This window comes from Geobacter benzoatilyticus (assembly GCF_017338855.1).
GTDB lineage: Bacteria > Desulfobacterota > Desulfuromonadia > Geobacterales > Geobacteraceae > Geobacter > Geobacter benzoatilyticus.
In genome coordinates this window covers 1,681,878-1,707,501 of the sequence record NZ_CP071382.1, presented here as the reverse complement: position 1 = coordinate 1,707,501, position 25,624 = coordinate 1,681,878, and the positions used below count along the sequence as shown (strand labels likewise).

The following is a 25,624-nucleotide window of genomic DNA, read 5'->3' as shown; positions in this document are numbered from 1 at the left end:
GCGCAGGGGGTCACGGAGACTGGCCGATACCCTGCTCCTCCATGTAGCGTCTGATCCGGTCGGCATGATCCCGGTCGTTGTTGTTAAGGGTCTGGAAAACTTTCAGGGCCTCGGTGCGGGCCTCCCCGGCCATGCCCCTCTGGAAGTGGATCTCGCCCGCCGCTTCCTCCAGGGCCACGGCCAGACGGAACGCATCTCCCCGCAGGGGAGGAAGTATCTCGAAATCATCGATGAGCCGCTCGAGCTCCCGGTTCTGCTCAATCAGCGGGGCCAGCGATCCGGGGAGGATTTCAAGGGGAAAGATATCATTGGGAGCATAATGCTTGCGGCCGATCTTGAGGAGAAGCGCATGATTCTCTTCCTCCTGGGACAAAAGCTGCCAGAATTCGGCATCCTCCGGGAACAGGTCCTGAAAGAGGGCGTAAAGGCGCGCAACGTTCAGCTCCAGGCTTATCGCTTCGTTGATGAGCCGGATCAGATCCGCATCGGGCTCAACAGCCCCGGCTTCGTACGTTTCCGAGTAAACCGTCATGATGTCCTCCCGCTTCGGCCCGGTTCCGCCGCAGCTTTAGCGACGGTCCGCTTCACCCTTTTCCGTAACGAGCATCCGCCACCAGTATCCCGCCGCGAACCCTCCGACGGCACCGGCAACCAGAAAGACAAAAAGCAGAAGGTCTCCCTGATCGGTATTGATGAGGGGAGCGCGGGCTCCCCGTCCCCTGGCTTCGGCGATCCGTTCGACCACCGTCTCGTCAACGCCGGGCCATTTGTCTTCGGCGCCGGCCATGGCGGTAAAGACTACACCACTCCATAGCATCGAAACCAGCAAAAAAATCCTCACGCCGCCACCTCTTTCGGCCGGAGAACCCGCATCTTCACCAGCAAATCGGGGCGCTTGCGGGAAAGGAGCACCACCATGCCGGCGGTCATGGCCCCCTCGAGGATACCGAGGGGAAGCTGGGTCGGAATGAAGGCCACTGCGATTTTCAGGAAGAGGGGGAGAAAGGGTTCGCTCCCCCGGATGCCGGCAGCCAGTTCCCCTGACGTGGCCAGGTAGGTGGCCCAGTCAGCCGCAAGCCCCGCGCAGAAACCCGCCACGGCGAGGCTTCCACCCAACCGGCGCATCCCCCGGAATACGAACCACCCGGCAAAGGAGCCCACCACCCCCATGGAGACGATGTCGGCCCCCAGGGTAGAGAGCCCGCCGTGGGCCAACAGGAGCGCCTGGATGAGAAGCGCCACCGCGGCGATTACCACCGACACGAAGGGGCCCGTCAGAATGGCGGATATCCCCGTGCCGCAGGGATGGGAGCAGGTGCCGGCGCTGGGGACCGGAATCGGCATGCAGGAGATGATGAAGACCACCGCCGCCATGAGCCCCACCAGCGGCTTCATGGAGAGATCTTCCCGGGAAAGCGCGTTCAGCCGTCGGATCCCCACAGCAAGAAACGGCGCCGCCACCGCAAACCAGAGGAGCGCCCAGTTGAAGGGGAGAATCCCCTCGGCGATGTGCATGGCGTGGGCGGGAACTGCGCTGAAAAGCAGTAATCCACCACAGAGACACAGAGACACGGAGAAAACCTTGAGAAACTTTTGCATGTAAAAACCGGTTAGAATCTGTTTTTGCATAAATGTACCCTATTTTTCAGTTCTTAATCTGTTTAGCCTTTTCTCTGTGACTCTGTGCCTCTGTGGTGAACTTTGCCTTTAAATCTTATCCCCCCGCAGATCGGCAGCGAAGAGCTTCCCCGCCCCCCGGGAGGCGCAGAAGTCGCCGCACATGGTGCAGGTGGCCTCGTCCTCGGGGGTACGGCTGGCACGGATCGCTTTCGCGTCCTCCGGGAAGAGGGCCAGCTCGAACTGCTTCTGCCAGTCCAGGTCCCGGCGGGCCTTGGACATCTCCTTGTCCCGCTCCCGCCCCCGCTCCGGGTACTTGTTCATATCGCCTATGTAAGCGGCAACCTTTGCCGCCTTCACTCCCTGGCGGACATCCTCCTCGTTGGGGAGGGCCAGGTGCTCGGCCGGGGTGATGTAGCAGATGAGGTCGGCGCCGTACCGGCTCGACTGGGCCGCGCCGATTGCCGCGGTAATGTGGTCGAACCCCGGTGCCACGTCGGTGGAAATGGGGCCGAGCATGTAGTAGGGGGCGCCGCCGCTCATCCGCTTCTGGAGCTGGATGTTCCCCTCCACCTCGTCCAGGGGGACATGGCCGGGGCCTTCCACCAGCATCTGGCACCCCATCTCCCGCCCCATCTCGGCCAGCTCACAGTTGATGAGGAGCTCCTGGATCTGGGCCCGGTCCGACGAGTCGTGGATGGCGCCGGCCCGCAGGCCGTTCCCCAGTGAGAGGACGGTGTCATACTTCTTGAGGATACCGGTCACCCGGTCGAATTGTTCGTAGAGAGGGTTCTCCCGCTTGTTGGCCATCATCCAGGCCACCATGCTCACCCCACCCTTGGAGACGAGGCCGCCATAGCGGTAACCCTGCCGCTTCAGGCGTTCAACGGTGTAAAGGTTGATGCCGCAGTGGACTGCCATGAAGGCCATGCCGTCCTCGCACTGCCTTTCGATCAGGTCGAAGAGCATCTCCGGATCCAGCTTGTTGGGATCGCCGTATTTCCTGGCCGCTTCGCAGAAGGCCTGGTAAAGGGGAACGTTTCCCACGGGGAGGTCCACGGCGGCGATCACCTCGCGGCGCACCCGGTCCAGGTCGCCCCCGACGGAGAGCTCCATGAGGGTATCGGCCCCCGACTCCTGGGCGGCTCGAGCCTTGCGCACCTCGGCTTCATAATCGATGATATCGGAGGAAGTGCCGATGGAGGCATTCACCTTGGTGCGCAGCCCCTTGCCGATGCCGACGGCTTTGGGTTTGCGGTTGTGGTTCCACGGAATGACGATCTTCCCCTCGGCCACCATCTGCCGGACGTAGTCGGGGGAAACGTGCTCTTCAGCCGCGACGGTCGCCATCTGGGGAGAAATGATACCCTCGCGGGCGATTTCGATCTGGGTTTTCACAAACTGCTCCTTTGCGCGTAATTTCTGCAATTATCAACGAACGACTCCGCCGTGGCGGGGTTGCTCCCAAAATGAAGGTGTATGTAAGATGCGAGGCAGTTCCGGTACCGGTACCCTTCGGCTCCCAGGTCGACTCCGGCCCTTTGTACGCGGTAGAGGCGTTCCACTTCGGGGGGCATCTCTTCCATCTCCGAGTAGTGGAACTCGTGCCCCCGGGCAACGGTGCCGGCGGGGCCCATGAGGCAGTCGGCCGCAAGCTCCGCTTCGCGGTACCCCAGGGCCTTGCGGCGCGGCAACAGCCGCGTGGCAACCGGGAAGATGCCGACAAATTCCTGAAACGACTCCACATCGCCCCGCATGCCGACCACCCCCCGCGAAAGGTAGATGAACCCGCCGCATTCGGCATAGACCGGCATTCCCCCATCGATCGCTTTACGCAAAGCATCCAGCAAGGAAGCATTGGCTGACAGGGCATCGGCGAACACTTCGGGATACCCGCCGGGAAGATATAGTCCGGCAACCCCCTCGGGAAGTGCGCCATCGACCAGCGGGGAAAACTCGACCAGCTCCGCGCCGGCCTGGCGCAGGAGCCGCAGGTTGTCCTCGTAGACGAAGCAGAAGGCGGCATCACGGGCAACGCCGATGCGTACCGGATCACGCCGGGGGCTCTGCACCGCAACGCTCTTCACATCCGGAGACCCGTGGAGAGTCGCCACCGTCCAGAGCATCCCCAGGTCCACATGCTCTCGAACCACCTCCACCAGATGATCGAGAAACTCCTCCGGCAGGGGGTTCTCATCCGCGGTCAAAAGCCCCAGGTGCCGCGAGGGAATGGAAATGCTATCATCGCGGGGGATGCACCCCAGCACCCTCACGTCGGGTAGCCGGCTTTCCACCGCGTCCCGCAGGATGCGGCCGTGGGTGTCGCTCGCCACGTTGTTGAAAATAACCCCGACGACCCGCACATCCGGGTCGAATTCGACAAACCCCTTCATCATGGCGGCGACGCTGCGGGCCTGCCCCCTGGCGTCCGCCACGAGGACAACCGGCGCTCCCAGGAACTTCGCCACCTGGGCGGTACTCCCCTCGTCCGAAGCCCCACCGATGCCGTCAAAGAGCCCCATCACCCCCTCCACGACGGCAATATCCGCACCGGCGGCATGATGGTAAAAAGTCTCCCGCACAAAGTCGCCGCCGCACATCCAGCCGTCGAGATTGACGGAAGGGCGGCCGCAGACGAGGCGATGATAGCCGGGATCGATGAAATCAGGGCCCACCTTGAAGGGAGCCACCGTCAGGCCCCGCCGTTTCAGGCACTCCATGATGCCCAGGGTGATGGTCGTCTTGCCGGAACTGCTGTTGGGGGCTGCAATGATGATGGATTTCATGGTGGCGACCTTTCAGCCGTTAACGAGCTTCACCACTGTATTGCCATCGGAAAAATAGTCGATGACATTCAGGCAGCAATAGGTCTGCTCGATGGCGAAGAGACTGCTCAACGGGGCTCCGATGGCATTCAGGAGGATAATCCGGTTCACCCCCCCATGGGCCACCACGAGAACATCCTCCCCCCGGTGGCGCTCCACGATATCGCTGATGACCGGCATTACCCGGTGGTGCACATCGAGGACGTTCTCCCCCCCGGGAACCCGATAGTTGACGATGTCATCGAGCCGTGCCCGCCACTGGTCCGGGTACTGCTCCATGAGCTCCGGCCAGCTCTTCCCCTCCCAGATCCCCACGCCCATTTCACGCAATTCCGGTTTGCGCTCCGGGGTAAGCCCCAGATGAGCGCCGAGAACCTCGGCACCCCAGGCGCAGCGGGTGAGGTCACTGGAATAGATTGCGGTTATGGGCACGCCGGTGAAACGTTCCTTGATGGCATGGTACTGGCTCCGCCCGCGGTCCGACAGCCCCACGTCGGTATGGCCGTTGTAGCGCCGCACGGGCCCGGCCCCTTCAACTTCTCCGTGACGGATGAGATGTATTCGCGTTTTTGGTGTCATGTCAATTTCCCTGCATTTTATTCATGCCCACGATAATGAGGAGGCAGGCAATCTCGTTAAGCTCGCTGGCACAACCGATGACGTCGCCGGTAATGCCGCCCAGGCGCCGGTGGGACCAGGCCCGGACCCCCGCCGTGAAGAGGGAAAGCACTGCCCAGCAGCCGATCCCGGCAATGCCGAAGAAAAGATACGCAATGGCCAGGGTCATGGCCCCTGCCGCCAGAAGCTGCGTCCCCCCGGCCCCGGCAATGCAGGCGGCGCCCAATCCATCCTGCCGCGCCCGCCGGGATCCCACGGTCATCTGCACCTGGGCGAAACGGGCCACGGCCGGAAAGAAGAACAGCGCTTGGCGCTTGACCTCGGGAGGGATGGCCAGCAGGGCCTGGTACTTGAGCAGGAGCCCCAGGACGATACCCACCACCCCCACGGCGCCGACACGGGAATCCTTCATCACTTCGAGGAAGCGCTCCCGGGGCCCCCTGGCCGCCAGCCCATCGCAGACATCGGCAAGCCCGTCGTGGTGCAGTGCCCCGGTCACCCCCGCCAGAAGCGCCACCAGCAGGAGATCCGCCACCGATCGCGGCAGATACGCCCCAAGGAGAAAGTCGGTCCCGGCCAGGAGCCCCCCAATGGTGAGCCCCACCAAGGGAAAGAACGCCATGGAGCGCCCCAGGTCGTTCTCCCTCCACCTTGGGGTGAATGGAAGCGGGATAATGGTCAGGAATTGAAATGCGATAAAATAGAGTCTCAATATTCCCCTTCCGCCACGCCCGCCTCCGCAAAGGTGGCCATCTCTTTCAGGATCTTCACTCCCGCTTCAACGAGCCCCATGGCCAGGGCCGCTCCGGTCCCCTCGCCGAGGCGCAACTGGAGGTCAAGAATCGGCTCCGCCCCAATCCGCTCCAGCATGAACCGATGGCCGATTTCCACCGACTCGTGGGCCGCGAAAAGGTACTCCTTGACCGCGGGGCAAAGCTCGCAAGCGATAAGAGCGCCCGATGTGGAGATGAATCCGTCAACCACCACCGGCATCCGGTTGGCGGCACAGCCAAGGACTAGCCCCGCGATACCGGCAATCTCAAGCCCGCCGACTTTAGCCAGAACGTCGATGGGGTCTTTCGGATCGGGGCGGTTCACGGCCAGGGCCTGCTCGATAATCTTGATTTTGTGGTTCAGTGCCCCGTCGTTGATGCCGGTTCCCCGGTGGGTCACGTCGGCGACGGTACAGCCGGAAAAGGCGGCGATAATGGCCGAGGCCGCCGTCGTATTGGCAATCCCCATCTCGCCGGTTCCGGCCATGGTAACCCCCTGGGCACGGCACCCGTTAGCCAGCTCGATGCCGACCTCCAGGGCGGCAATCGCCTCCTCCCGTGTCATGGCCGGCCCCTTGGCGAAGTTGCGGGTCCCCCGGGCCACCTTGCGGCCGATGAGGCCGGGGACTTCGCCGAACTCGTGATCAACCCCCATGTCAACCACCCGCACTTCCGCCCCAACATGCCTGGAGAGAACGTTTATGCCGGCCCCGCCGTTCAGGAAGTTGAGGACCATCTGAACCGTCACTTCCTTTGGAAAAGCGGATACCCCCTCCTCCACAACGCCGTGGTCGGCAGCGAAGGTAAAAATCACCTTCTTCCCCAGAACCGGATCGGGCGTTCCGGTCATGGCCGCATAGCGCCGGGCAAACTCTTCCAGACGGCCAAGGGAGCCGACAGGTTTAGTCTTGTTGTCGAGCCGGGCCTGGGCCTTTGCCATAATGCCGGCGTCCACGGGACGGATATTTGACAGGGTCTCGTTCAGAATGGTCATGGGTTACCTCGATATTGTGTTTATTTTGTAGGGGCGATCCTTGTGCCTGCGCGCTGAAGCGCTTCGGCGCACAAGCGTGATCGCCCATCATCCGGAAGCGGGCGAATACAAGATTCGCCCCTACTTAAGTCGCAGCGGTATCCCGCTAAAGGTCACATGCACCTCGTCGGCCGCTGCGGCTATCATCTCGTTGGCCTCGCCGGCCAGGTCCCGAAACCGGCGGGCCAGCCGGTTCTCGGGAACTATCCCCATCCCCACCTCGTTGGAGACGAGGATTATGGGGGTCGCAAGGTGCGGGAAAACCGCTGTCAATTCCTTGACCTGATCCAGGCATCGGGTCGAATCGTCGTACGCGAGGAGCAGGTTGGTGAGCCACAGGGTGATGCAATCCACGAGAACCGCGGCAAAGCGGCCATCGTTTTCCCGCAGCGCGGCGGCAAGCTCCATCGGCTCTTCGATAGTGGTCCAGGCGTCGCCGCGCCGCTGCCGGTGACGGGCAATCCGCGCCGCCATCTCCCCATCGCCGGCGGCACCGGTGGCAACATATCCCAGAGGCATCCCGAAACTGCCGGCAAGCCGCTCCGCCAAGCGGCTCTTGCCGCTGCGGGCTCCACCCGTTATGAAAATCACTGGCGCCATAAACGAAAACCCCCGTCTCCTGAGTGGAAGCGGGGGCCAAAACCGGCAAAAAACTGCACACCGGGCCTTGGAGCCTCTTCCACGGAGGTCCTGCAAAGCTTACGGTCAGGCAGGTTTCCTGGCTCACGGCTCCCATCCGCGCCTTCCCGGTTAATCCCAGTGGCTTCGCTGCGGTGTTCATCGCCGTTCACAGTTGCGGGACAGCAAGGGACTCGCACCCTTTTCCCTTTTACCTTTTGCCGGGAGCCAGGCAGGCTCCTTGCGACAAAAGCACCTGAACATAAAATGTATTTTGTTATGCCTGATACTACTAACAGAGGAGGCGGCCGAAAGTCAACGACGGAAACAGGTCCTTCACTCGTCGGACTCTTCCTGCTCATCCCGGTTCGCGGCCAGAATCGCCTCGATCTTCGCCCATACCACGTCGCGCCCCTCTTTCGAGAGGGCGGAGAAAAAGGCCATCTCGTCACTGGAAAGTCCCATGGTCCGTGCTATGACGGCCGCCTGCCGGGCACGTTCGTTCTTGGAAACCTTGTCGCACTTGGTAACCACCACGAGCACCGGCACGTTGTAGGCCCTCAGCCACTGGAGCATCAGCTGGTCCTCCTCCGTTGGAATCCGGCGGACATCGAGAATGAGCACCACACACCCCAGGTTGGTGCGGGTGGAGAGGTAGGTCTCCACCATGGGACCCCATTCTTTCTTCACGGCAAGGGGGACCTTGGCAAAACCGTAGCCCGGCAGGTCAACCAGCATGAGGCTCCCGTTGACCAGAAAAAAGTTGATGAGCTGGGTCCGTCCGGGAGTGGAACTGGTTCGCACCAGGCTCTTCCGGTTGACAAGAATATTGATGAGTGACGATTTTCCGACATTAGAGCGGCCGGCAAAGGCCACTTCCGGGAACTCCGCGGGGGGAAAATGGGCCGGCCTGGTGCCGCTCGTTACGAATTCAGCGTTTGTGATGTTCACCTAAATCTCCCTGTCCTTGCATGTAAATACGTGTACAGTCATACCATCTCGCCAGGGATAGCGCAATCGGATAGAGGGAACGGCGAGGTATTTGCAACAAAAGTGCGGAGACTCACTCTCAATTCATCAACACCAAATAACAGGATCCACCCATGAACAAAGAACTCGAAACCCTTATCATGTCCGCCGTCGACCTCCCAACGATCCCGGTGGTGGCCACCAAAGTCATAGAGTTGATCGAGCAGGAAGATGTAACTATCGAAAAACTGGCCACCGCGGTCTCCTCCGACCCGGCGGTGGCGGCGCGCATCCTCAAGCTCTCCAACTCGGCCTACTACGGGTGCCAGCGGCAGATCAACACCCTCTCCGCCGCCATCATGCTCCTGGGCTTCAAGACCCTGAAGAGCCTCGTCATCGCCGCATCCATGAAACAGCTCAGCAGGCGTTTCGGGCTCACGGAGAAAATGCTCTGGGAACACTCCGTAGGTGCGGCCTTTGCGGGGCGGGTCATCGCCTCCCAGGGAAGGTTCATCAACGAGGAGACAGGCTTTCTGGTGGGACTTTTCCACGACCTGGGCAAGACCATCATGAGCAACCGCGACCCCCAGAAGTTCCAGGGGGTGATGATGCGCTGCTACAACGAGGGAATCCAGTTCTCCGAAGCGGAAAAGAGTGTCTACCCCTATTCCCATGCCGAAGTGGGTGCCCTGGTCATCAGAAAGTGGAACTTCCCCGAGTCCCTCTCCACCGCCATAATGTATCACCACCAGTTCGGGAGCGCCCCCATCACCGACCAGTATGACCTCTTCCTCACCGCCACGGTAAGTCTCGCCAACAAGTTCTGTGAAAAGTTAGGCATCGGCGATAGAGAAGCCGACGAAGACCTTGACCTGATACACTCGCCGGAGGCTATGCTACTGGGGTTCACTCCGGAATCCCTGGGAAATGCCATTGAAACGTTCTGTCAGACGTTTGAGGAGAACAAGAGTTTCTTCCTGAACGACTAGGCCGAACCTGCCACGAAGACACAAAAAAACCGCCTTTGGCGGTTTTTTGACACGTGTCGTCAATAGACTGGATAAATTTCAACCAATGTATAGTGATGTCAAGCAATTATAAGCATTTTCACCAGAGCACACCACCGCCTGAGGCAGCACACCTGCATCTGAAATTGACGAGACTTCGCCAAGACTCAGCAGATACTAGACTTTTTCCTTGATAATCAACCCTTTAAGCTCATCAAGTGCCTTTGCGATTTCCAGAGCTTCTTCAGACGGAATCTGCCTGATCACGTCACCGCTCTTGCGATCAACAACCTTCAGCACCACCCGCTCGGAATCCTTGTCAATGGTGAACTGGATATCACGGGTAAATGACTCGATGAATTCGTTGATCTTTTCGGCCGCTGCTTTCGTCCGCTCTTCCTGCTCGGCCGGAGACAGCTTCTTCACGGCCATTTTCGGCAACTCGACCTTTGCCGCGGCTTCCTTGTCTCGCCCTTCTGCCTGACGGGGGTTAACTGCCTCCACAGCAGTTGTTCCGCCCGGCAATGTCCTGGCAACACTGGTAAGTTCAACGTTCATGGGGTTCCTCCTTGACAGCTGACATCCCTTATGGATTGTATCGGCCGCCATGACGAAATCTTGAATATTTTTTCGTCATAAAACCTCTTATTCGCCGCCGCAATTCCCTATAAAAGCGATATTTTCAGCAATATCGCCAAGATGCAAACCACACATACTGCAAACATGGCATAACAGTTGCTGCCGTAAATGTGGCTTTCTCTAAAGTATTTCGTAATTCAACCGAAACGCTTAGGGAGAGCCGCCACCATCCCATCACAATACAGGTGCCCCATGATCAAGCTGACACGTCTCGATGGAAGCGAATTTCTGGTTAATCCCGACCTGATTGAGGCCGTCGAAGAAACTCCCGACACCCACATCACCCTCCTAAACGGCAAGAAGTATCTCGTACTGGAGAAGGCCCCCGCAATCGTCGACAAGATCGTCACGTTCAAGGCGCTCGTACTGCACCGCGCCAATCCGGGCAAAGCCAAAAAATACCTTTTCCGCAAGAAGATGACGATCTACCGTCTCTTTTGCCCTCTTGGGGACTGAATTTTGCAAATCCCCATTCAATTACTTTTTCTACGGGACTGTTAACGCATGGATATAGCGACAATCATAGGTTTGGCAATGGGCTTCGGGGCAGTAATCGGAGGCGCGCTGATCGAAGGTCTGCACCTGGGCGCCCTCATTCAGCCGACCGCCGCCCTCATCGTACTTGGCGGCACCTTCGGCGCGGCCTTCGTCAGTTATCCGATGAAGACCATTATCGGGGCGGTCAAAGACATAAGGAAAGTGCTTTTTCCTGCCCAGCACGACCCCGAGAAGGTCATAAAGGAGATCATCGGTTACGCTGCCAAGGCCCGCCGCAACGGTCTCATATCCCTTGAGCAGGAAGCCCAGAACGTCAAGGACCCCTTCACCAAAAAAGGAATCTCCCTGGTGGTTGACGGCATCGACCCCCAGAAACTGCGGGAAACCCTGGAAATCGAAACCGCTTACTACGAGGAGCACGCCAAGCAAAGTGCGGAATTCTTTGAAGCGGCAGGCGGGTACGCTCCCACCATCGGTATCATCGGCGCCGTTCTCGGCCTTATCCACGTCATGGCGAACCTGTCGGACTCTTCCAAGCTGGGGGCCGGCATCGCCGTCGCCTTCGTTGCCACCATCTACGGCCTCATGACAGCCAACATAGTCTGTCTCCCCTTCGGCACCAAGATCAAGCACGGCATCAAGGAAGAGCTCGTCTGCAAAAACATGATTATCGAAGGGCTCATTGCCATTCAGAACGGCGAGAACCCCCACTTCATCGAGCAGAAGCTCAAGTCCTTCGTCCAGCACGGCGGCGAAGAGAAGAAGGGGAAGTAAGCGCCCATGGCAAAGCCAAAGAAGGAAGAGAAACACGTTAACCACGAACGGTGGCTCGTTTCCTACGGCGACTTTCTCACGCTGCTCTTCGCCGTTTTCGTGGCCCTTTACGCCATGGGGCAAGCGGACCAAAAGAAGGTGGAGCAGGTAATGCAGTCCATGCGGGAATCCTTCGGCTACACAACCATCCAGGGTTCCGCAGCCCGACCAACCGTAGTGGACTCCACAGATATCCGGATTGTTCCATCCATAACGCCAGACCTTACCAACAAGGGGCGCAGCCAGGGGCAAATCATGGGTGGGAAAGGCCGTGCCCGGGCCGAAGAGAAAGACTTCCGGGCCATAAAGGCAGCCATGGAGGCATATCTTGTCAAGCAGGGTGCCCAGGATAAGGTGAGTGTGAGCATCACTCGGCGGGGGCTCGTGGTGAGCCTCAAGGAGGCAGGTTTCTTTGATTCGGGGAGTGCCATCGTTCGGGAAAGCGCCTATCCGCTCCTGGCCAAGGTGGCCGAATCCCTGGGAGGTTACTCAAATGCGGTGCGGGTGGAAGGGCACACTGATACCATGCCCATCAACTCGGCAACATTTCCCTCAAACTGGGAGCTCTCAACGGGCAGGGCAACCAATATCGTTCATTTCCTGACCAAATCCTATGACTTCGACCCGGAAGCCATATCCGCCGCCGGGTTCGGCCAATACCGCCCCATTGCCGAAAACTCCACCAGCGACGGACGTTCGAAAAACCGCCGGGTAGACATCGTACTTCTCTCCGGTGAGGGGGAAAAGGGGGAGCCAACGGGCAGGGACCAAGAAATGGGGACCGGGGACCGGTAAAATCCAGAGCGTCAGACAAGAAAAAAGGCCGGGAAAACTCCTTCCCGGCCTTTTTGTATTTTGATGCCAGCTATATCATCGCACCCGTTCGTTTTTTGCCATAAGTTCACGGCGCTGTTCATTGAAGAGATAAGAGATAATCGCTTCCCGGTCCCGGTCGGCGATCATGGTGAATTTAAGGGACAGGGAGTAGTGGGTACCAGGTTCGCGGCTCAATGTTATCTCCGAGCAGCGAAGGGCTTCGGCCACCACGTAGATGGCTCTTGGCTGGGGAAGCGGCAGGAAGAGGGTCAGCTTTACCAACGCGCCCGAGGCAACCTGGCGGGAAACCCTTAAACGCATGCCACCGCCGCTCAGGTTGGCACGCGCGGATGAAACGTCTGCTCCATCCCAATCCATGACCTTCGGGCCATTGGCGGACGGCACGATCTCGGGTGGGCGGCAGAACACCTTACGGTCAGCGGCCCAATCTGCCTCCGCGGCTTCCTGGGTGACACCATCAAGGACCTTGTAGAGCACGGGAAGCGACACGTCGAGCCGGAAATACTCCCGCCGTTGCGTCTCCTTCACATCACCAACCAGACGGACGGAGAACTGACGATCGTCGCGGACGGTTTCAACCCGCGCGCCGCATCGGCACAGTGCCCCGCCGGTCCATACCGACAGCCAAGCCTCCGCCCCCGGTCGTACCCCGCCCCGCGGAGGCTGCTCGCTGCCGTACAGCTCGAGCCAGGCAAGATCACCCTTGAGCGAGTTTATGGCGGCGGTCCCATCGAATGACCCGCCCCCGCCGAGACGGATGGCAAGATTGATTTTCTGGAGCTCTTCGAAGTAATTACCGTAATCTGTCGACATCTACAGGGGATCCTCAAGATCAATGAAAATTCCGGCAACCCGAGTCGCCGGACACAGAGCATAGTCTATTCTATCGGCATCATACGACATTTCTTTAGTTCCACAATTGACTTTCCATGTCAAGTGATACTAAATCTCCAGATTCAAGTTCGAGTCAAAATCCAGACACTCCCCCGCACATTCAAAAGACGACACAATCACTTCAATAAAGGAATCCATTGCCAGCCGGTGGTTTTCCGGCCCGAAACCCCGTGCCATCCATTTTTTGACACACTAGCACCGGCATTCTCTTTGCAGTACACTAACATGTATTCAAAATACTGATATGTCGCGCATCATCAGCGAAATCAACCGCTCAACCATAAAATGCACACGGAGCAGCCATGCTTACAGGAAAATCAATTCTCGTTACCGGTGGCACCGGATCATTCGGCAAGAAATTCATCGAAACGATCCTCACCTCCTATCCCGAAGTAAAGCGAATCGTGGTTTTCTCCCGCGACGAACTGAAGCAGTTCGAAATGGCACAACAGTTCCCCACCCATAAGTATCCGCAACTCCGCTATTTCATCGGCGATGTGCGGGACAAGGATCGCCTTTACCGGGCCTTCGAGGGAATCAACATCGTGGTTCACGCAGCCGCCCTCAAGCAGGTCCCCGCCTGTGAGTACAACCCCTTCGAAGCCATCAAGACCAACATCCTCGGAGCCCAGAACATCATCGAAACAGCCCTTGAGCAGGGAGTGACAAAAGTGGTGGCCCTCTCGACCGACAAGGCCGCCGCCCCCATAAATCTCTATGGCGCAACGAAGCTCTGCTCTGATAAACTTTTCGTTGCTGCCAACAATTTCAAGGGGACCAGGGATATAAAGTTTTCCGTGGTCCGGTACGGCAACGTCATGGGGAGCCGCGGCAGCGTCATACCCTTTTTCCTGAAGAAAAAACGCGAAGGGGTACTCCCCGTCACCGACGAACGGATGACCCGATTCAACATCACCCTTGAAGACGGAGTCAAGCTGGTGCTTAAGGCCCTGGACACCATGTGGGGAGGGGAAATCTTCGTCCCCAAGATCCCCAGCTACCGGATTCTGGACGTGGCCAAGGCCGTCGATTCAGGCTGCCGGATCGAAATCGTCGGCATTCGGCCGGGGGAGAAGCTGCACGAGGAGATGATCACTGTCACCGACGCCCTGAACACCATCGAGTTCAAGGACTACTTCGTCATCCTCCCCTCCATGACATTGTGGGATGTTGAACAGTTCACGACGCATTTCAACGGTCAACGCTGTACCGATGGTTTTGCCTACAACAGTGGCACCAACACCGATTGGCTGAGCGTTGAACAACTGAAAGATTTGATCAACACCCACCTCAACCCGGATGTTAACCGCCGCAAGGACGACTTGGCATGAACGGTCCCCCCATTCCCTACGGCCGCCAGAGCATAAGCCAGGCCGACATCCAGGCCGTCGTCGACGTTCTCTCCTCAGACTGGCTCACCCAGGGGCCCACGGTGGAGCGTTTCGAGCAAACCGTGGCCGGCTACTGCGGCACCGCCCATGGCGTGGCGGTAAACAGCGCCACTTCAGCGCTCCATATTGCCTGCCTCGCCGCAGGGATCGGCCCCGGCGACATCCTCTGGACATCCCCTAACACCTTTGTCGCCTCCGCCAACTGCGGGCTTTACTGCGGAGCCACAGTGGATTTCGTGGACATCGATTCCCGCACCTACAACATGAGCGTCGAACGGTTGGAGGAAAAACTGGAGCAGGCAGAACGGGACGGGAAACTGCCGAAGGTCGTGATTCCGGTGCACTTCGCCGGGCAGCCGTGCGATATGGAAGCAATCGGCCGACTCGCCGGGCGGTACGGGTTCACCGTCATTGAAGACGCCTCCCACGCCATCGGCGGACGGTATAAGAATGAGCCGGTCGGCAACTGCCGTCATTCCGCCATGACGGTGTTCAGCTTTCACCCCGTCAAGATCATTACCACCGGCGAAGGTGGCATGGTACTCACCAACAGCCCCGAACTGCACGAGAGGCTGCTGCGGCTTCGCAGCCACGGCATCACCCGCGATCCAGCTCTCATGGCGGGGGAATCACACGGCCCCTGGTACTATGAACAGATCGAGCTGGGGTTCAACTACCGGATGACCGACATCCAGGCGGCCTTGGGGGTGAGCCAGATGACGCGGCTGGACGAATTCGTTAAGCGGCGGCATCAGTTGGCGGAACGGTACGATGAGGCCCTTGCCGAGTTGCCGCTCACCCTCCCGTGGCAGCACCCGGATACATGGTCTGCGTTCCACCTGTATGTGGTACGCCTCAATCCGGGCACAATCCGGAAGAGCCGTCGGCAGGTATTCGAAGACCTCAGGGGACGAGGACTACTCGTCAACATCCACTACATCCCGGTACACACCCAGCCCTTTTATCGCGCAACCGGTTTTGCTGACGGCGACTTCCCCGAATCGGAGCGGTACTACCGGGAAGCGATTACCCTGCCGCTCTACGCCGGTCTGGCCGAAGGCGACCAGGATCGGGTCATAACCACACTTCGGGAGATTCTATGACTAACCCACTTTTCATAGCAGAAGTGTCCAGCAATCACCACCGCGACATGGAGCGCTGCTTTCGCTTCATCGACACCGCAGCAGCCGTAGGCTGTGGAGCAGTAAAGTTCCAGCTTTTTCGAATCGAGGAACTCTTTGCACCGGAAGTCCTCGCCAAGAGCCCTGTGCTCACTGCACGGAAAGAGTGGGAACTTCCCGTAGAATTTCTCGCCCCAATAGCCGAGCGGTGCCAACAGCAGAAGATTCAATTTTCATGCACCCCCTTTTACCTCCAAGCGGTAGAAGAGCTCTTGCCCTATGTGGATTTTTATAAAATCGCATCATATGAGCTTCTCTGGAATGACCTTTTACGAGCATGTGCCGCTACCGGAAAGCCGGTGATCCTTTCAACAGGTATGGCTACACTGGATGAGATTGGCGGCGCGGTGGAAACGTTGCGCACAGCCGGGTGCAAGGATCTTACCCTGCTTCACTGTGTTTCCGGTTATCCAGCCCCCCCAGAAGAGTGCAACATTGCAGCGATTGAAACCATTCGCTCACGCTTTGGTTGCCCGGTAGGCTGGTCCGACCATAGCGTCTCCCCTGCTGTAATCCAGCGGGCAGTGCACCACTGGGAAGCCAGTGCAGTGGAGTTCCATCTCGACCTGGAAGGTGAGGGAGAAGAGTTCGCTACCGGCCACTGCTGGCTTCCTGACGGAATCAAAGCCGTCATTGCGGATGTGAGCATTGCGCTGTCTTCAGACGGCACAGGAGAGAAGATACCCACCCCTGTTGAGCTCCCTGACCGCGAATGGCGTGCCGACCCTTCCGACGGTTTGAGACCTTTTCTGCATGTAAGGAACGAATGGAATGGCTAAAAAGAAAAATGTAGCTGTCATTCAAGCCCGCATGGGTTCTTCGCGCCTGCCGGGGAAGGTGCTCATGCCGGTGGCGGGTAAACCGCTGCTTGAGCATATTATTGACCGCCTTCGCCGTAGCAGTACCCTCGATGACATCGTTATCGCCACCTCGGACAAGCCCTCCGATGATCCGCTGGTTGACTTCGCCCAAACGCGGGGAGTTACCCTGGTGAGAGGCTCAGAGGACAATGTCCTCTTGCGCTTCAACAAGGCAGCAGAAGAGGTTGATGCCGATGTCATTATTCGTGTTACTGGCGACGCTCCCTTGGTGGATCCCGAGGTAATGGACCGGCTGGTGCGAACCCTTTTGCAAGAAGGGGCTGAGTACTGCACTATCGAAGCAGGGATTCATTCCATTCACGAAGGTTTCTGCACCTTCACCCGGGAAGCACTCAAACGGCTCATGACAGAAGCCTCCGATGATCCAGTGGCCATTGAGCATGTAACAGCCTACTTCATTGCGCACCCCGACAAGTTCCATATTGCCCGGATTCCTGTCGGCAACGAACACCGATTCAAAGGCGCTCGGCTGTCTGTCGACACTCCGGCGGATGTGCAATTTTTCGATGAACTTTACCGGCTTCTCGGCGTTCCTGCTGGGGATGCCGATATTGCAGACGTCGTACGGCTTCTCAGGAACAATCCTCACCTGCTTCAAATCAATCAACATGTCTATCAGAAAAAAGCAACTGACCGGAGTCACAAGGTTCTCATTCGTTGCGATGGCGACAGCCGTACCGGCCTCGGGCATGTGGTTCGTTGCCTGGCTCTTGCCGGAGAACTTCGAGAGAAACAGGGCTGCGGTATAATCTTCGCCATGGCCAGCGGCGAACCCGGCATGGAAATGGTGCGCCAAGCGGATTTCCCCCTCGAACGGCAGGGAGATGCAGACGAAGGGGAATGGATGGATGAACTGATTTCGTGCCATCACCCCGACGTCTTGGTACTCGATATACGGAACGATTTGCCCGTGGAAAAAGTCAATTCCTGGCGCGAGGAGGGCATTCTGGTCGTTGGCATAGATGATCCTACACCTCGACGCCTTGCAGCCGATCTCCTTTTCTATCCTCCCATCCCTCAGATTTCAGAACTGAATTGGAATAATTTTAAAGGTGAGATCTACAGCGGTTGGGAGTGGGTTTTACTCCGTAAACAATTCTGCACATCCTGTCCCCCCCGCGACAACAATCCTCCAGTTCTCCTTCTCACCATGGGAGGAAGCGACCCCGAGAATTTCACTGTCACGGTTCTCCGCATCCTTGACGAATTGCGGAATGATTTTAAAACAATCGTGGTTATAGGGGCAGGTTTTGTCCATGAAGATGACTTGCAGCAGTTCCTCGCCCAAGCCAGACGCAATTACCGTATAGAACGGGAAGTAAGCGACATGGCATCACTCATGCGGCAGGCTGATCTGGCCATCGCGTCTTTTGGTGTAACAGCTTACGAATTGGCAGCATCCGGCGTACCGGCAGTGTATTTATGCCTGACACCGGATCACGCCCGTTCGGCCTCAAAGTTTGTCGACGGCCGACTTGCTTTCAGTTGCGGCGTACTCGAAGAATGCAGCAATGAGAGTATTATCGAAACGACACTATCACTTCTTGACTCTCGGGAACTCAGACACGAAATGGGCCGCCGCGCCTGCGCCACTGTCGACGGGTACGGTGCTATGCGTATAGCCACAAAGATCGTTGAACAACTGGAAAGGATGCATTCTTCTAATGGCTGAAAAGAAAACCTGGTGTGATCATGAAGGTGAAGTCTGCGACTCCGTCAAGGGATTTGATGTCATCGACTGCAGCAGCTGCGGTTTCAAGCATATCGTTCCGATTCCCTCTCCGGACGAACTGGAAGAGGTCTACCGGCACGAATACTATACATCCGAGAAACCCCTTTACCTGGAACGTTACCGGGAAGATCTGGACTGGTGGAACCTCGTTTATGGTGATCGTTATGACACCTTCGAAGAACTGCTCCCCCCAAATCGCCGCCGTATCCTCGATATAGGGTCAGGCCCAGGCTTCTTCCTAAAACATGGCAAAGACCGCGAATGGGAGACAGTCGGGATTGAACCCTCGGCCCTTGCAGCGGCTCACAGCCGGGAAATGGGCCTCGATATCATCGAGGAGTTTTTCTCGGCAGACACCGCGGTTCAACTCGGGCTATTTGATGTCATACACATGAGTGCGGTACTGGAGCACATCCCCGACCCTGAACATTTCCTCGGCATTGTCCGGAAGAATCTAACCCCCGAGGGGATTCTCTGCGTCGTCGTTCCGAACGACTACAACCCATTTCAACTGGCACTTCGTACGGCCTGTAATTTCCAACCGTGGTGGGTTGCCCCCCCTCATCACATCAATTTCTTCGACTTCGAATCCCTAGAACATTTGTTGACGAGAAGCGGATTTGACGTTATGTGCAAGGAATCAACCTTTCCCATTGATCTGTTCCTGCTCATGGGTGACAACTATATAGGCAATGACGCACAAGGTCGTGCATGTCACGCGAAGCGCAAGCAGTTCGAAACCAACCTCGCAGCCGCTGGGCTAACATCAGTAAAGAGATCGTTGTACCAAAGCCTTGCCAATCTCAACATTGGTCGTGAAGTATGTCTTTATTCACGGCGAACTGATTAAAGGATACGAAATGGTCGCCGAGACAATAAAATCATTCTGTGGGGATAGCCAAACTACGGCCTGTCGGATATGCGGGGAGACATTGGCCGGAAAGACAGTAACGTCGGGGCAGCAGCCTTACGAGACAACCTGGATTCTCTGTGCAGCGTGCGGGTCGTGGTCCATAGGCAGCAAACCGGACATTGAGCGCCTGAATGCTTTTTATTCTGACTATTCAATCCACCATAAAAAGGCAGCTACAAACACCGACGCAAATGATGGAAAACGATATAGCGATGAGTGGCGGGACACCAGAGAGCGGGAATACCGTTTAAGCATCAACGATATAGGCCTTGAGCTGGAGCAAGGCAAAGACCTTGTGGATTTCGGTGCATACGATGGCGTTTTCCTTGACGTCTGCCGGGCAACACAACCGAATCTGGGCAAGACAACGGCTGTCGATTACCCACGAGAAGACACTCTTCATCTTGCGATTCGGGGGCACAACTTCGAACCAATCAACGAGTGGCTGGCAGGAGAGAGTCTAACCGACATCGTCACTCTTTGGGATGTCTACGAACATATAGCCGATCTCCCCGAATTACTGACAACGCTCTCCCGTAGAGTGAAATCAGGAGGTCAGGTTCTTATCCAGACCCCCCGCGCTCATATGCACGCCCAAATCCTTGGACCGCAATGGCACCACTTTCTCCCTGTCCAGCATCTTCAGCTTCCGAGCAGGGAAGGTATTCTCCGTCAATTTGATCATTACGGGTTTACCGCCGTTCAAGTTGGGTCTTTTGGGGCAAACGCCCCAGGTAGTATCATCCCGCAGCCCTACAAGCAGTTGTTCGATACGCTGGCCAAGATGGGCGATCTAGGGTCGACGCAGTTGATCCGTTTTGTTCGACGCTGATGCCTAACACTTTGGCACTCATTCTCAAATGCTGAGAAAAGGAATCCTCAATGACAATTAGGCGTAATTTCACTGCATCTGTACGAGAAAACGCCCTTGCCCTGTACGAGCGACATGCCTCCTTGCCCATCATCGACTATCACGGTCATCTACCGCCGGCAAGGCTCGCCAGCAATGCCCACTTCAGGGATCTTTCGGAACTGTGGATCGAAGGAGACCACTATAAATGGCGAGCAATGCGGATAGCCGGTGAACGCGAGGATTTGTGCACCGGCTCAGCATCGCCAAAAGAACGGTTTGATGCGTGGGCTCGTACCATCACGCGGATGGCCTCAAGCCCAATGCAGGCGTGGTGCCAGATTGAGCTCAAGCGGACTTTCGGCATAACAGCTCCGCTGACACCGTCTTCTGCAGAGTGCATCTGGGAAGAAGCGAACGCGATGCTCGCGACCGAGGACTTTCTGCCACGGAAGTTACTGGCAAGAGCTGGCGTCGAAGTCCTCTGCACCACTGACGATCCAGCCGACCAACTGGAAGCGCACCGCCAACTGGCAGAAGATCAGGGGGTCTCTTTTCGAGTTTTCCCGACCTTTCGGCCTGACTCTGCGCTTTGCCTCCACTCCAGCCAGAATTTTCACGATTGGCGCTCACGGCTCGAAGCATGTTCCGGCATCGCAGTAGAATCGTTGCCAACCTTCATGGAGGCTCTTCGGGTCCGATATGAATTCTTTCACAAACTCGGATGCCGGGTCTCTGACCATGGACTAGACCGGTGCTACGCAACTCCTTGCTCGGACGCCGAAGCCACCACCATCTTCAGCCGGTTGCTGTTAAATTCTTCCGATATCGGCGCTGCTGATCTCGAAAAATGGCGCAGTTGGTTCATGCGCCAGATCGCTGAATGGAATCACGAATCCGGCTGGACGATGATGTTGCACCTTGGGGCTCGCAGGAACAACAACACCCGAATTTTTTCATCATATGGTCTGGATGCCGGTTGCGACTCTATCGGAGATTTCCCACAGGGGGAAACTCTAGTTGCTTTCCTTGATCAACTGGACACCTCCGAGCGGTTGCCGAAAACTATTCTGTTCAATTCGAATCCTCGTGACACTTTAATGTTCGCGACCATTGCCGGAAGTTTTTGGGGAGAGGGAATTCGAGGGAAAGTTCAGCACGGTCCCCCTTGGTGGTTCCTCGATCAGCTTTACGGCATAGAGGAACACCTGAATGCTCAATGTGCTACCGGCGTCCTCGGGACTTTCGTCGGCATGGCATCAGACTCCCGCAGCTTCCTATCGACAGCGCGTCACGAATATTTCCGCAAGGCCTTGACTCTGAAACTAGCTGAAGATCTGGAGTCCGGTCTTTTCAACCCCGACCAGGTTGACATCGATGAGCTTTGCCGTGACCTTTTCTACGTTAATGCACAATCCTTCTTCGGATGGAAGGGAGCCCATGGGAATTCTTAGTGGAATGAACATCGTCGTTCTGGGAGCCAGCGGGGTCATGGGGCGGGCCTTCGCCCAGGCAGCAACGGCAGAAGGGGCGGCCTGCATCGTCGCGGGGCGAAAAGATCCCGGGCTCGGCCTTCCTCACCTGCTAGTGGACGTTACCGACCCGTCTTCGGTCAAAAACTTCTTCACAGCTTTGGAAAAACGCAACCTCCGCATCGATGTGGCCTTCAACTTTACCGGGACACACCATGCCGTGATGAAACTCGGGCAAGAAGATATTTCAGCGGTTCTAAACGACTGGTCGCGAGTCATAAACACAAACCTTACCGGCGCATTTCTTCTGACAGCCGGATTCGCACGTCTGTTTGTCAAGCAGCGCCACGGGCATCTCGTCCACTTGTGCTCCGACGCCTCCAGGGTTTCCCTAGAGGGTTCTCACGCTTATGTAGCATCCAAACATGGCCTGGAAGGTCTGGTCAAGAGTGCCGCAGCGCAACTTGCCCGTTTTGGGGTCCGTGTCAACGGGTTGGCCCCTGGGACCGTTGAAACACCGCTCAATCGGCACTTGTTGCGAGATGATGCCGGGCAACTGTCACGCCGAGCGGCGTCAATACTGGCGCATACTCCCACCAAACGGTTCGCCACGGTAGAAGGGGTCGTGGAATCGGCCATCGCCCTGTGTATCCCCCAACGGCACCTGACTGGCAACGTGATTTTCTGCGATGACGGGTACGTTGTAGAAGGGCACTCGTGGCCCGACGGGACATGGGCAGCATACCAGAACCCAGAAACGTTGACCGATCTTCTGCACTTCTATGACGACCCTGAATCGAACCTGGAATAAACGATTCCAACAGCCCAAGAATATCCATCAGGCAAGGAATTTCCACATGAACTCTGAAAAACGCCCCGCCATTCTCGTAGTCAGTGCCGGCATAATGCAGATACCCGCATTAGAGCGAGCTCGTGCCCTCGGATACTACGTCATCGCCAGTGACCGCAATCCCGAGGCCCCAGGGTTCCAACTGGCAGACGAGCACCTCGTACTGGATGTCAAAGATATCGAGGGGCATGTGGCATGGGCCAGGGAGCACGGGAAAAGGGTTGGACTGAAAGGGGCCTTTGCCGGAGCAGATGTGGCAATTACGGTTGCAGCGGTCTGCGAGGAACTCGGCTTGCCCGGGGTTCCATTTGAGGTGGCCAGACGGTCGAACAACAAGGCCCTTATGAAAGAACGCTGGCTGCGGGACAAAATTCCTACCCCATGGAGCGCCGAAGCATCGACGCTGGAGGAAGCCCAAAAGATTCTTGTTCATACAGGCTTTCCTGCCATCGTAAAAGCTGTGGATGGCGCTGCATCACGGGGAAGCATGCGCATTGACAGGCCTGACCAGCTTCCAATCGCCTTCAAAGCCGCCTGTGCCACCTCGCGGACCGGTACGGCAATCGTTGAGCAGTTCGTAGTGGGGAAAGAACAGAGCGTCGAAACCATCATCTGGAAGGGAAAGCATTATCACGTTAGTCTGGCCGACAGGCACTTCGGTTTCGCTCCCTACGCCATAGAAACAGCCCATGTGGACCCCTCTACCCTCGACAAGGACACACAAAAGCGCATCTGTGAGGTCGTAGATGCGGCTGCCGACTCGTTGGGCATCGATTTTGGCCCCGCTAAAGCCGACATGATCCTGACCGATCAGGGGCCGATGATACTCGAGATGCCGGCACGGCTGAGCGGTGGATTCCACTCCCAATACACGACACCTCTGAGTTCCGGGAAAGACCCAATCAAAGCCGTCATGAAGCTGGCCATGGGAGATAAACTGGACGAGAGCCTCCTCTCCTCTAAACATGATTGGACATCCATCTGTGCAGGTATTTTCCCCGAACCCGGTATAATCAGATCCATCAGGGGAGTAGAAGAAGCGCGCGCACTACCCGGAATCGAGCAGATACTGATTACGAAAGCCGTAGGTGATAGGGTTGAGCCAATGATAGACAACGGTAAACGGTGCTGCTGGGTGATCGCTGTTGGCGAGAATGAACAAGACGCGTGGTCACGCATTGATGCAGCTCGTCAGGTAATCCGCTTCGAGACGGTCCCTTAATGTCACTATCTCTATACACCATCTTCCACCTGAACCTGGCCTTCTCTTCCATTGAAGAGGAATTGCGCCCGGAAGTGGTCCGCCGCTGCTACTGGCCGCTGCTTCGGCTGGCCCGTGATCTGAAGCTACCATTCGGTATCGAGATAACCGGCTACACCCTGGAAACCGTCGCGGCCATCGACCCTGCCTGGGTAGAGGAACTCCGGGGACTCTGCCAGGGGCAATGCGAACTGGTGGGAAGCGGCTACTCCCAACTGATCGGCCCCCTGGTGCCGGCGGAAGTGAACCGGCAGAACCTGCGCATCGGTAACCAGACCTATGAGCGGCTTCTGGGACTGCGCCCACGTATCGTTCTGGTCAACGAGCAGGCTTACTCCTCCGGGCTCATCGGACACTACCGGGAGGCGGGCTTCGAGGCCCTGGTCATGGAGTGGGACAACCCCGCCTACCATCACCCCCAGTGGGATCCGGCGTGGCGCTATCTTCCCCAGATTGCCATGGGCCAGCATGGCGAAGAGCTGCAGGTCATCTGGAACAACTCCATCTTCTTTCAGAAGTTCCAGCGGTATGTCCATGGCGAACTGGAACTGGACGACTACCTTGCCCTTATCGGTCGCCACGATAACGGCACCACCCGCGCTATTCCCCTCTACGGTAATGATATTGAAATATTCGACTTCCGCCCCGGTCGCTTCACCACCGAAGCAGTCATGGAGCATGACGAGTGGGGACGGATCAGGGAGCTTTTCAAGCGGTTGATGGAGGATGGACGCTTCACTTTCATTCCTCCCTCAGGTCTCCTGTCCCTGCTTCATGAACCGGGAGCCGGAAACCGTCTGAGCCTCGAATCCCCAGAGGCACCTATCCCGGTAAAAAAGCAGGAAAAGTACAATATCACCAGATGGGCCGTCACAGGACGTGATGACATCGGCATTAACACCGCCTGTCAACGGATTCACGACGCGCTGCTGGCAAAGGGGAATGCTTCTGAGCAGGAATGGCGTGAACTTTGCTACCTCTGGAGCAGCGATTTCCGCACCCATATTACACCGCGACGCTGGAAACGCTACCGCAGCCGTCTCAACTCCTTTGGCCGCCATTGTGGTACAACGCATATAACGAGACTTTTCGAAGGGGGCGTGGAGGTCCTCCCCCCTGAAGTCTCCGCTCTTCGCGAAGGACAATACCTTACAATCGAAACACTAGGGGTGCGACTTAAACTGAACCTGCGCCGCGGATTGGCCTTTGACTCCCTCGTTTTCCCCCGAGTCCACGAACGCAGCCTCTGCGGCACCCTCTATCACGGCTATTTCGACGACATCACCGCCGGAGCCGACTTCTACACAGGTCACGTGGTATTCGAGACACACGGGAGACCAAAGATAACGGACCTGGTGCCAGCCGAACCGTTGGTTCGCTGGCATCCCGACCAGGACACGCTAACGGTGACAGCCACCTTCAAGACTCCCCTTGGCCCCCTGACTAAGCAGATAGGAATCGCTCCTGCAAGAGAAACGGTTTCCATCGACTACGAATTCGACTGGCCCTTGGTCCCTGTGGGCTCTCTGAGGCTAGGCAACATAACGATCAATCCCGAAGCCTTCGATGCGGAAAACCTCTTCTTCCGCACCCATAACGGCGGGAACGAACCGGAAACTTTCACCGTAACCGGAAAGAAATTTTCCCATGGAGAAGCAACATCATTCCTCGTCTCGGCAAAACAGGGTCTGGGCATTACTGAAGGGCTGATGGAGATAGGAGACTCACACTCCATTCTAAAAATAAAGGTACACCGATCTCTCTCAAGCCTCCTGGGCCTCGTGACGTTCAAACCGGTCGGATCCTCATACTTCTTTAGATACGGGCTCAGCGCTTCAGAAATGGATGAAACCAGCAAACCAAAACGTAGAAAAGAACCGCTCTTTTCACGTATCACTTTTTCCGCATCGACAACACCAGACTCCTCTTTTCGTATTGAGGCTCCGTAAAGG

25 protein-coding genes, 1 pseudogene and 1 riboswitch are annotated in these 25,624 nt (G+C 57.3%); of the genes and pseudogenes, 14 read left to right on the top strand and 12 right to left on the bottom strand.

What is annotated here, in order from left to right; genetic code table 11:
• Positions 1-10: 10 nt before the first annotated feature.
• The 10 genes and pseudogenes from JZM60_RS08025 to yihA all read right to left on the bottom strand — a co-directional run bounded on the left by JZM60_RS08025 (position 11) and on the right by yihA (position 8,435).
• Positions 11-532: a ferritin family protein gene (locus tag JZM60_RS08025; protein WP_207165209.1), complete on the bottom strand. Its 522-nt coding sequence runs from the start codon at positions 530-532 to the stop codon at positions 11-13.
• A gap of 36 nt (positions 533-568) precedes the next feature.
• Positions 569-778, bottom strand: a pseudogene (locus JZM60_RS16755) (cobalt transporter); the annotation flags it as partial.
• Between the two features lie 59 nt (positions 779-837).
• Positions 838-1,599 (bottom strand): energy-coupling factor ABC transporter permease, encoded by a 762-nt coding sequence (locus JZM60_RS08020; RefSeq protein WP_241426408.1) that lies wholly within the window; start codon positions 1,597-1,599, stop codon positions 838-840.
• A 108-nt stretch (positions 1,600-1,707) separates the two neighbouring features.
• Entirely contained in the window at positions 1,708-3,015 is a 1,308-nt protein-coding gene (gene thiC, locus JZM60_RS08015) for a phosphomethylpyrimidine synthase ThiC (RefSeq protein WP_207165208.1), read from the bottom strand.
• Complete coding sequence (locus JZM60_RS08010) at positions 3,012-4,403, bottom strand: cobyrinic acid a,c-diamide synthase CobB (RefSeq protein ID WP_207165207.1); 1,392 nt, start codon at positions 4,401-4,403, stop codon at positions 3,012-3,014. Before JZM60_RS08010 ends, thiC begins: the two co-directional genes overlap by 4 nt.
• Positions 4,404-4,415: 12 nt before the next feature.
• On the bottom strand, positions 4,416-5,021 hold the full coding sequence (gene cobC, locus JZM60_RS08005) for an alpha-ribazole phosphatase (RefSeq protein ID WP_207165205.1): 606 nt from the start codon (positions 5,019-5,021) through the stop codon (positions 4,416-4,418).
• Between the two features lies 1 nt (position 5,022).
• Complete coding sequence (gene cobS, locus JZM60_RS08000; protein ID WP_207165203.1) at positions 5,023-5,772, bottom strand: adenosylcobinamide-GDP ribazoletransferase; 750 nt, start codon at positions 5,770-5,772, stop codon at positions 5,023-5,025.
• Positions 5,769-6,827 (bottom strand): nicotinate-nucleotide--dimethylbenzimidazole phosphoribosyltransferase, encoded by a 1,059-nt coding sequence (cobT, locus tag JZM60_RS07995; RefSeq protein ID WP_207165202.1) that lies wholly within the window; start codon positions 6,825-6,827, stop codon positions 5,769-5,771. Before cobT ends, cobS begins: the two co-directional genes overlap by 4 nt.
• A 120-nt stretch (positions 6,828-6,947) precedes the next feature.
• The gene (gene cobU / locus JZM60_RS07990) at positions 6,948-7,466 is read right to left on the bottom strand and encodes a bifunctional adenosylcobinamide kinase/adenosylcobinamide-phosphate guanylyltransferase (RefSeq protein WP_207165200.1); all 519 of its coding nucleotides are present in this window, start codon (positions 7,464-7,466) and stop codon (positions 6,948-6,950) included.
• 91 nt (positions 7,467-7,557) lie between these two features.
• A riboswitch (cobalamin riboswitch) is annotated at positions 7,558-7,759 on the bottom strand.
• Between the two features lie 61 nt (positions 7,760-7,820).
• Positions 7,821-8,435, bottom strand: coding sequence for a ribosome biogenesis GTP-binding protein YihA/YsxC (yihA, locus tag JZM60_RS07985; protein ID WP_207165198.1), 615 nt, complete (start codon positions 8,433-8,435; stop codon positions 7,821-7,823).
• A gap of 152 nt (positions 8,436-8,587) precedes the next feature.
• Between yihA and JZM60_RS07980 the strand changes: the two genes are divergently transcribed.
• Complete coding sequence (locus tag JZM60_RS07980) at positions 8,588-9,442, top strand: HDOD domain-containing protein (RefSeq protein ID WP_207165196.1); 855 nt, start codon at positions 8,588-8,590, stop codon at positions 9,440-9,442.
• Positions 9,443-9,637: 195 nt separating this feature from the next.
• On the opposite strand, the gene JZM60_RS07975 is transcribed toward JZM60_RS07980, so the two are convergent.
• Positions 9,638-10,018: a flagellar protein FlaG gene (locus tag JZM60_RS07975; protein ID WP_207165194.1), complete on the bottom strand. Its 381-nt coding sequence runs from the start codon at positions 10,016-10,018 to the stop codon at positions 9,638-9,640.
• 273 nt (positions 10,019-10,291) lie between these two features.
• Between JZM60_RS07975 and JZM60_RS07970 the strand changes: the two genes are divergently transcribed.
• The 3 genes from JZM60_RS07970 to JZM60_RS07960 are packed head-to-tail and all read left to right on the top strand — an operon-like array spanning position 10,292 to position 12,205.
• The gene (locus tag JZM60_RS07970) at positions 10,292-10,555 is read left to right on the top strand and encodes a flagellar FlbD family protein (RefSeq protein ID WP_207165192.1); all 264 of its coding nucleotides are present in this window, start codon (positions 10,292-10,294) and stop codon (positions 10,553-10,555) included.
• 48 nt (positions 10,556-10,603) lie between these two features.
• Positions 10,604-11,371, top strand: coding sequence for a flagellar motor protein (locus JZM60_RS07965; RefSeq protein ID WP_207165191.1), 768 nt, complete (start codon positions 10,604-10,606; stop codon positions 11,369-11,371).
• 6 nt (positions 11,372-11,377) lie between these two features.
• Positions 11,378-12,205, top strand: a complete 828-nt coding sequence (locus tag JZM60_RS07960) for a flagellar motor protein MotB (protein WP_207165188.1) — start codon at positions 11,378-11,380, stop codon at positions 12,203-12,205.
• 75 nt (positions 12,206-12,280) lie between these two features.
• Here the strand turns inward: JZM60_RS07960 and JZM60_RS07955 are convergent, their stop codons facing one another.
• Entirely contained in the window at positions 12,281-13,060 is a 780-nt protein-coding gene (locus JZM60_RS07955) for a PilZ-like domain-containing protein (protein WP_207165187.1), read from the bottom strand.
• Positions 13,061-13,443: 383 nt separating this feature from the next.
• Between JZM60_RS07955 and pseB the strand changes: the two genes are divergently transcribed.
• From pseB to JZM60_RS07905, 10 genes are read left to right on the top strand one after another with little or no spacing between them, the layout of a single operon-like run.
• Positions 13,444-14,472: a UDP-N-acetylglucosamine 4,6-dehydratase (inverting) gene (gene pseB / locus JZM60_RS07950; protein ID WP_207165185.1), complete on the top strand. Its 1,029-nt coding sequence runs from the start codon at positions 13,444-13,446 to the stop codon at positions 14,470-14,472.
• Positions 14,469-15,635, top strand: a complete 1,167-nt coding sequence (pseC, locus tag JZM60_RS07945; protein ID WP_207165182.1) for a UDP-4-amino-4,6-dideoxy-N-acetyl-beta-L-altrosamine transaminase — start codon at positions 14,469-14,471, stop codon at positions 15,633-15,635. Before pseB ends, pseC begins: the two co-directional genes overlap by 4 nt.
• On the top strand, positions 15,632-16,492 hold the full coding sequence (locus JZM60_RS07940; protein ID WP_207165180.1) for an N-acetylneuraminate synthase family protein: 861 nt from the start codon (positions 15,632-15,634) through the stop codon (positions 16,490-16,492). The genes pseC and JZM60_RS07940 overlap by 4 nt, the downstream gene beginning before the upstream one ends.
• Positions 16,485-18,266 (top strand): cytidylyltransferase domain-containing protein, encoded by a 1,782-nt coding sequence (locus JZM60_RS07935; protein ID WP_207165178.1) that lies wholly within the window; start codon positions 16,485-16,487, stop codon positions 18,264-18,266. Before JZM60_RS07940 ends, JZM60_RS07935 begins: the two co-directional genes overlap by 8 nt.
• A complete protein-coding gene (locus JZM60_RS07930) occupies positions 18,259-19,176 on the top strand; it encodes a class I SAM-dependent methyltransferase (protein WP_207165176.1) in 918 nt (305 codons plus the stop codon). The genes JZM60_RS07935 and JZM60_RS07930 overlap by 8 nt, the downstream gene beginning before the upstream one ends.
• Positions 19,142-20,071 (top strand): class I SAM-dependent methyltransferase, encoded by a 930-nt coding sequence (locus JZM60_RS07925; RefSeq protein ID WP_241426407.1) that lies wholly within the window; start codon positions 19,142-19,144, stop codon positions 20,069-20,071. Before JZM60_RS07930 ends, JZM60_RS07925 begins: the two co-directional genes overlap by 35 nt.
• Before the next feature lie 50 nt (positions 20,072-20,121).
• Positions 20,122-21,543 (top strand): glucuronate isomerase, encoded by a 1,422-nt coding sequence (uxaC, locus tag JZM60_RS07920; RefSeq protein ID WP_207165174.1) that lies wholly within the window; start codon positions 20,122-20,124, stop codon positions 21,541-21,543.
• Positions 21,530-22,372, top strand: coding sequence for an SDR family NAD(P)-dependent oxidoreductase (locus tag JZM60_RS07915; protein ID WP_207165172.1), 843 nt, complete (start codon positions 21,530-21,532; stop codon positions 22,370-22,372). Before uxaC ends, JZM60_RS07915 begins: the two co-directional genes overlap by 14 nt.
• Before the next feature lie 46 nt (positions 22,373-22,418).
• A complete protein-coding gene (locus JZM60_RS07910) occupies positions 22,419-23,633 on the top strand; it encodes an ATP-grasp domain-containing protein (protein WP_207165171.1) in 1,215 nt (404 codons plus the stop codon).
• Positions 23,633-25,621 (top strand): glycoside hydrolase family 57, encoded by a 1,989-nt coding sequence (locus JZM60_RS07905; RefSeq protein ID WP_207165169.1) that lies wholly within the window; start codon positions 23,633-23,635, stop codon positions 25,619-25,621. Before JZM60_RS07910 ends, JZM60_RS07905 begins: the two co-directional genes overlap by 1 nt.
• Positions 25,622-25,624: the final 3 nt, after the last annotated feature.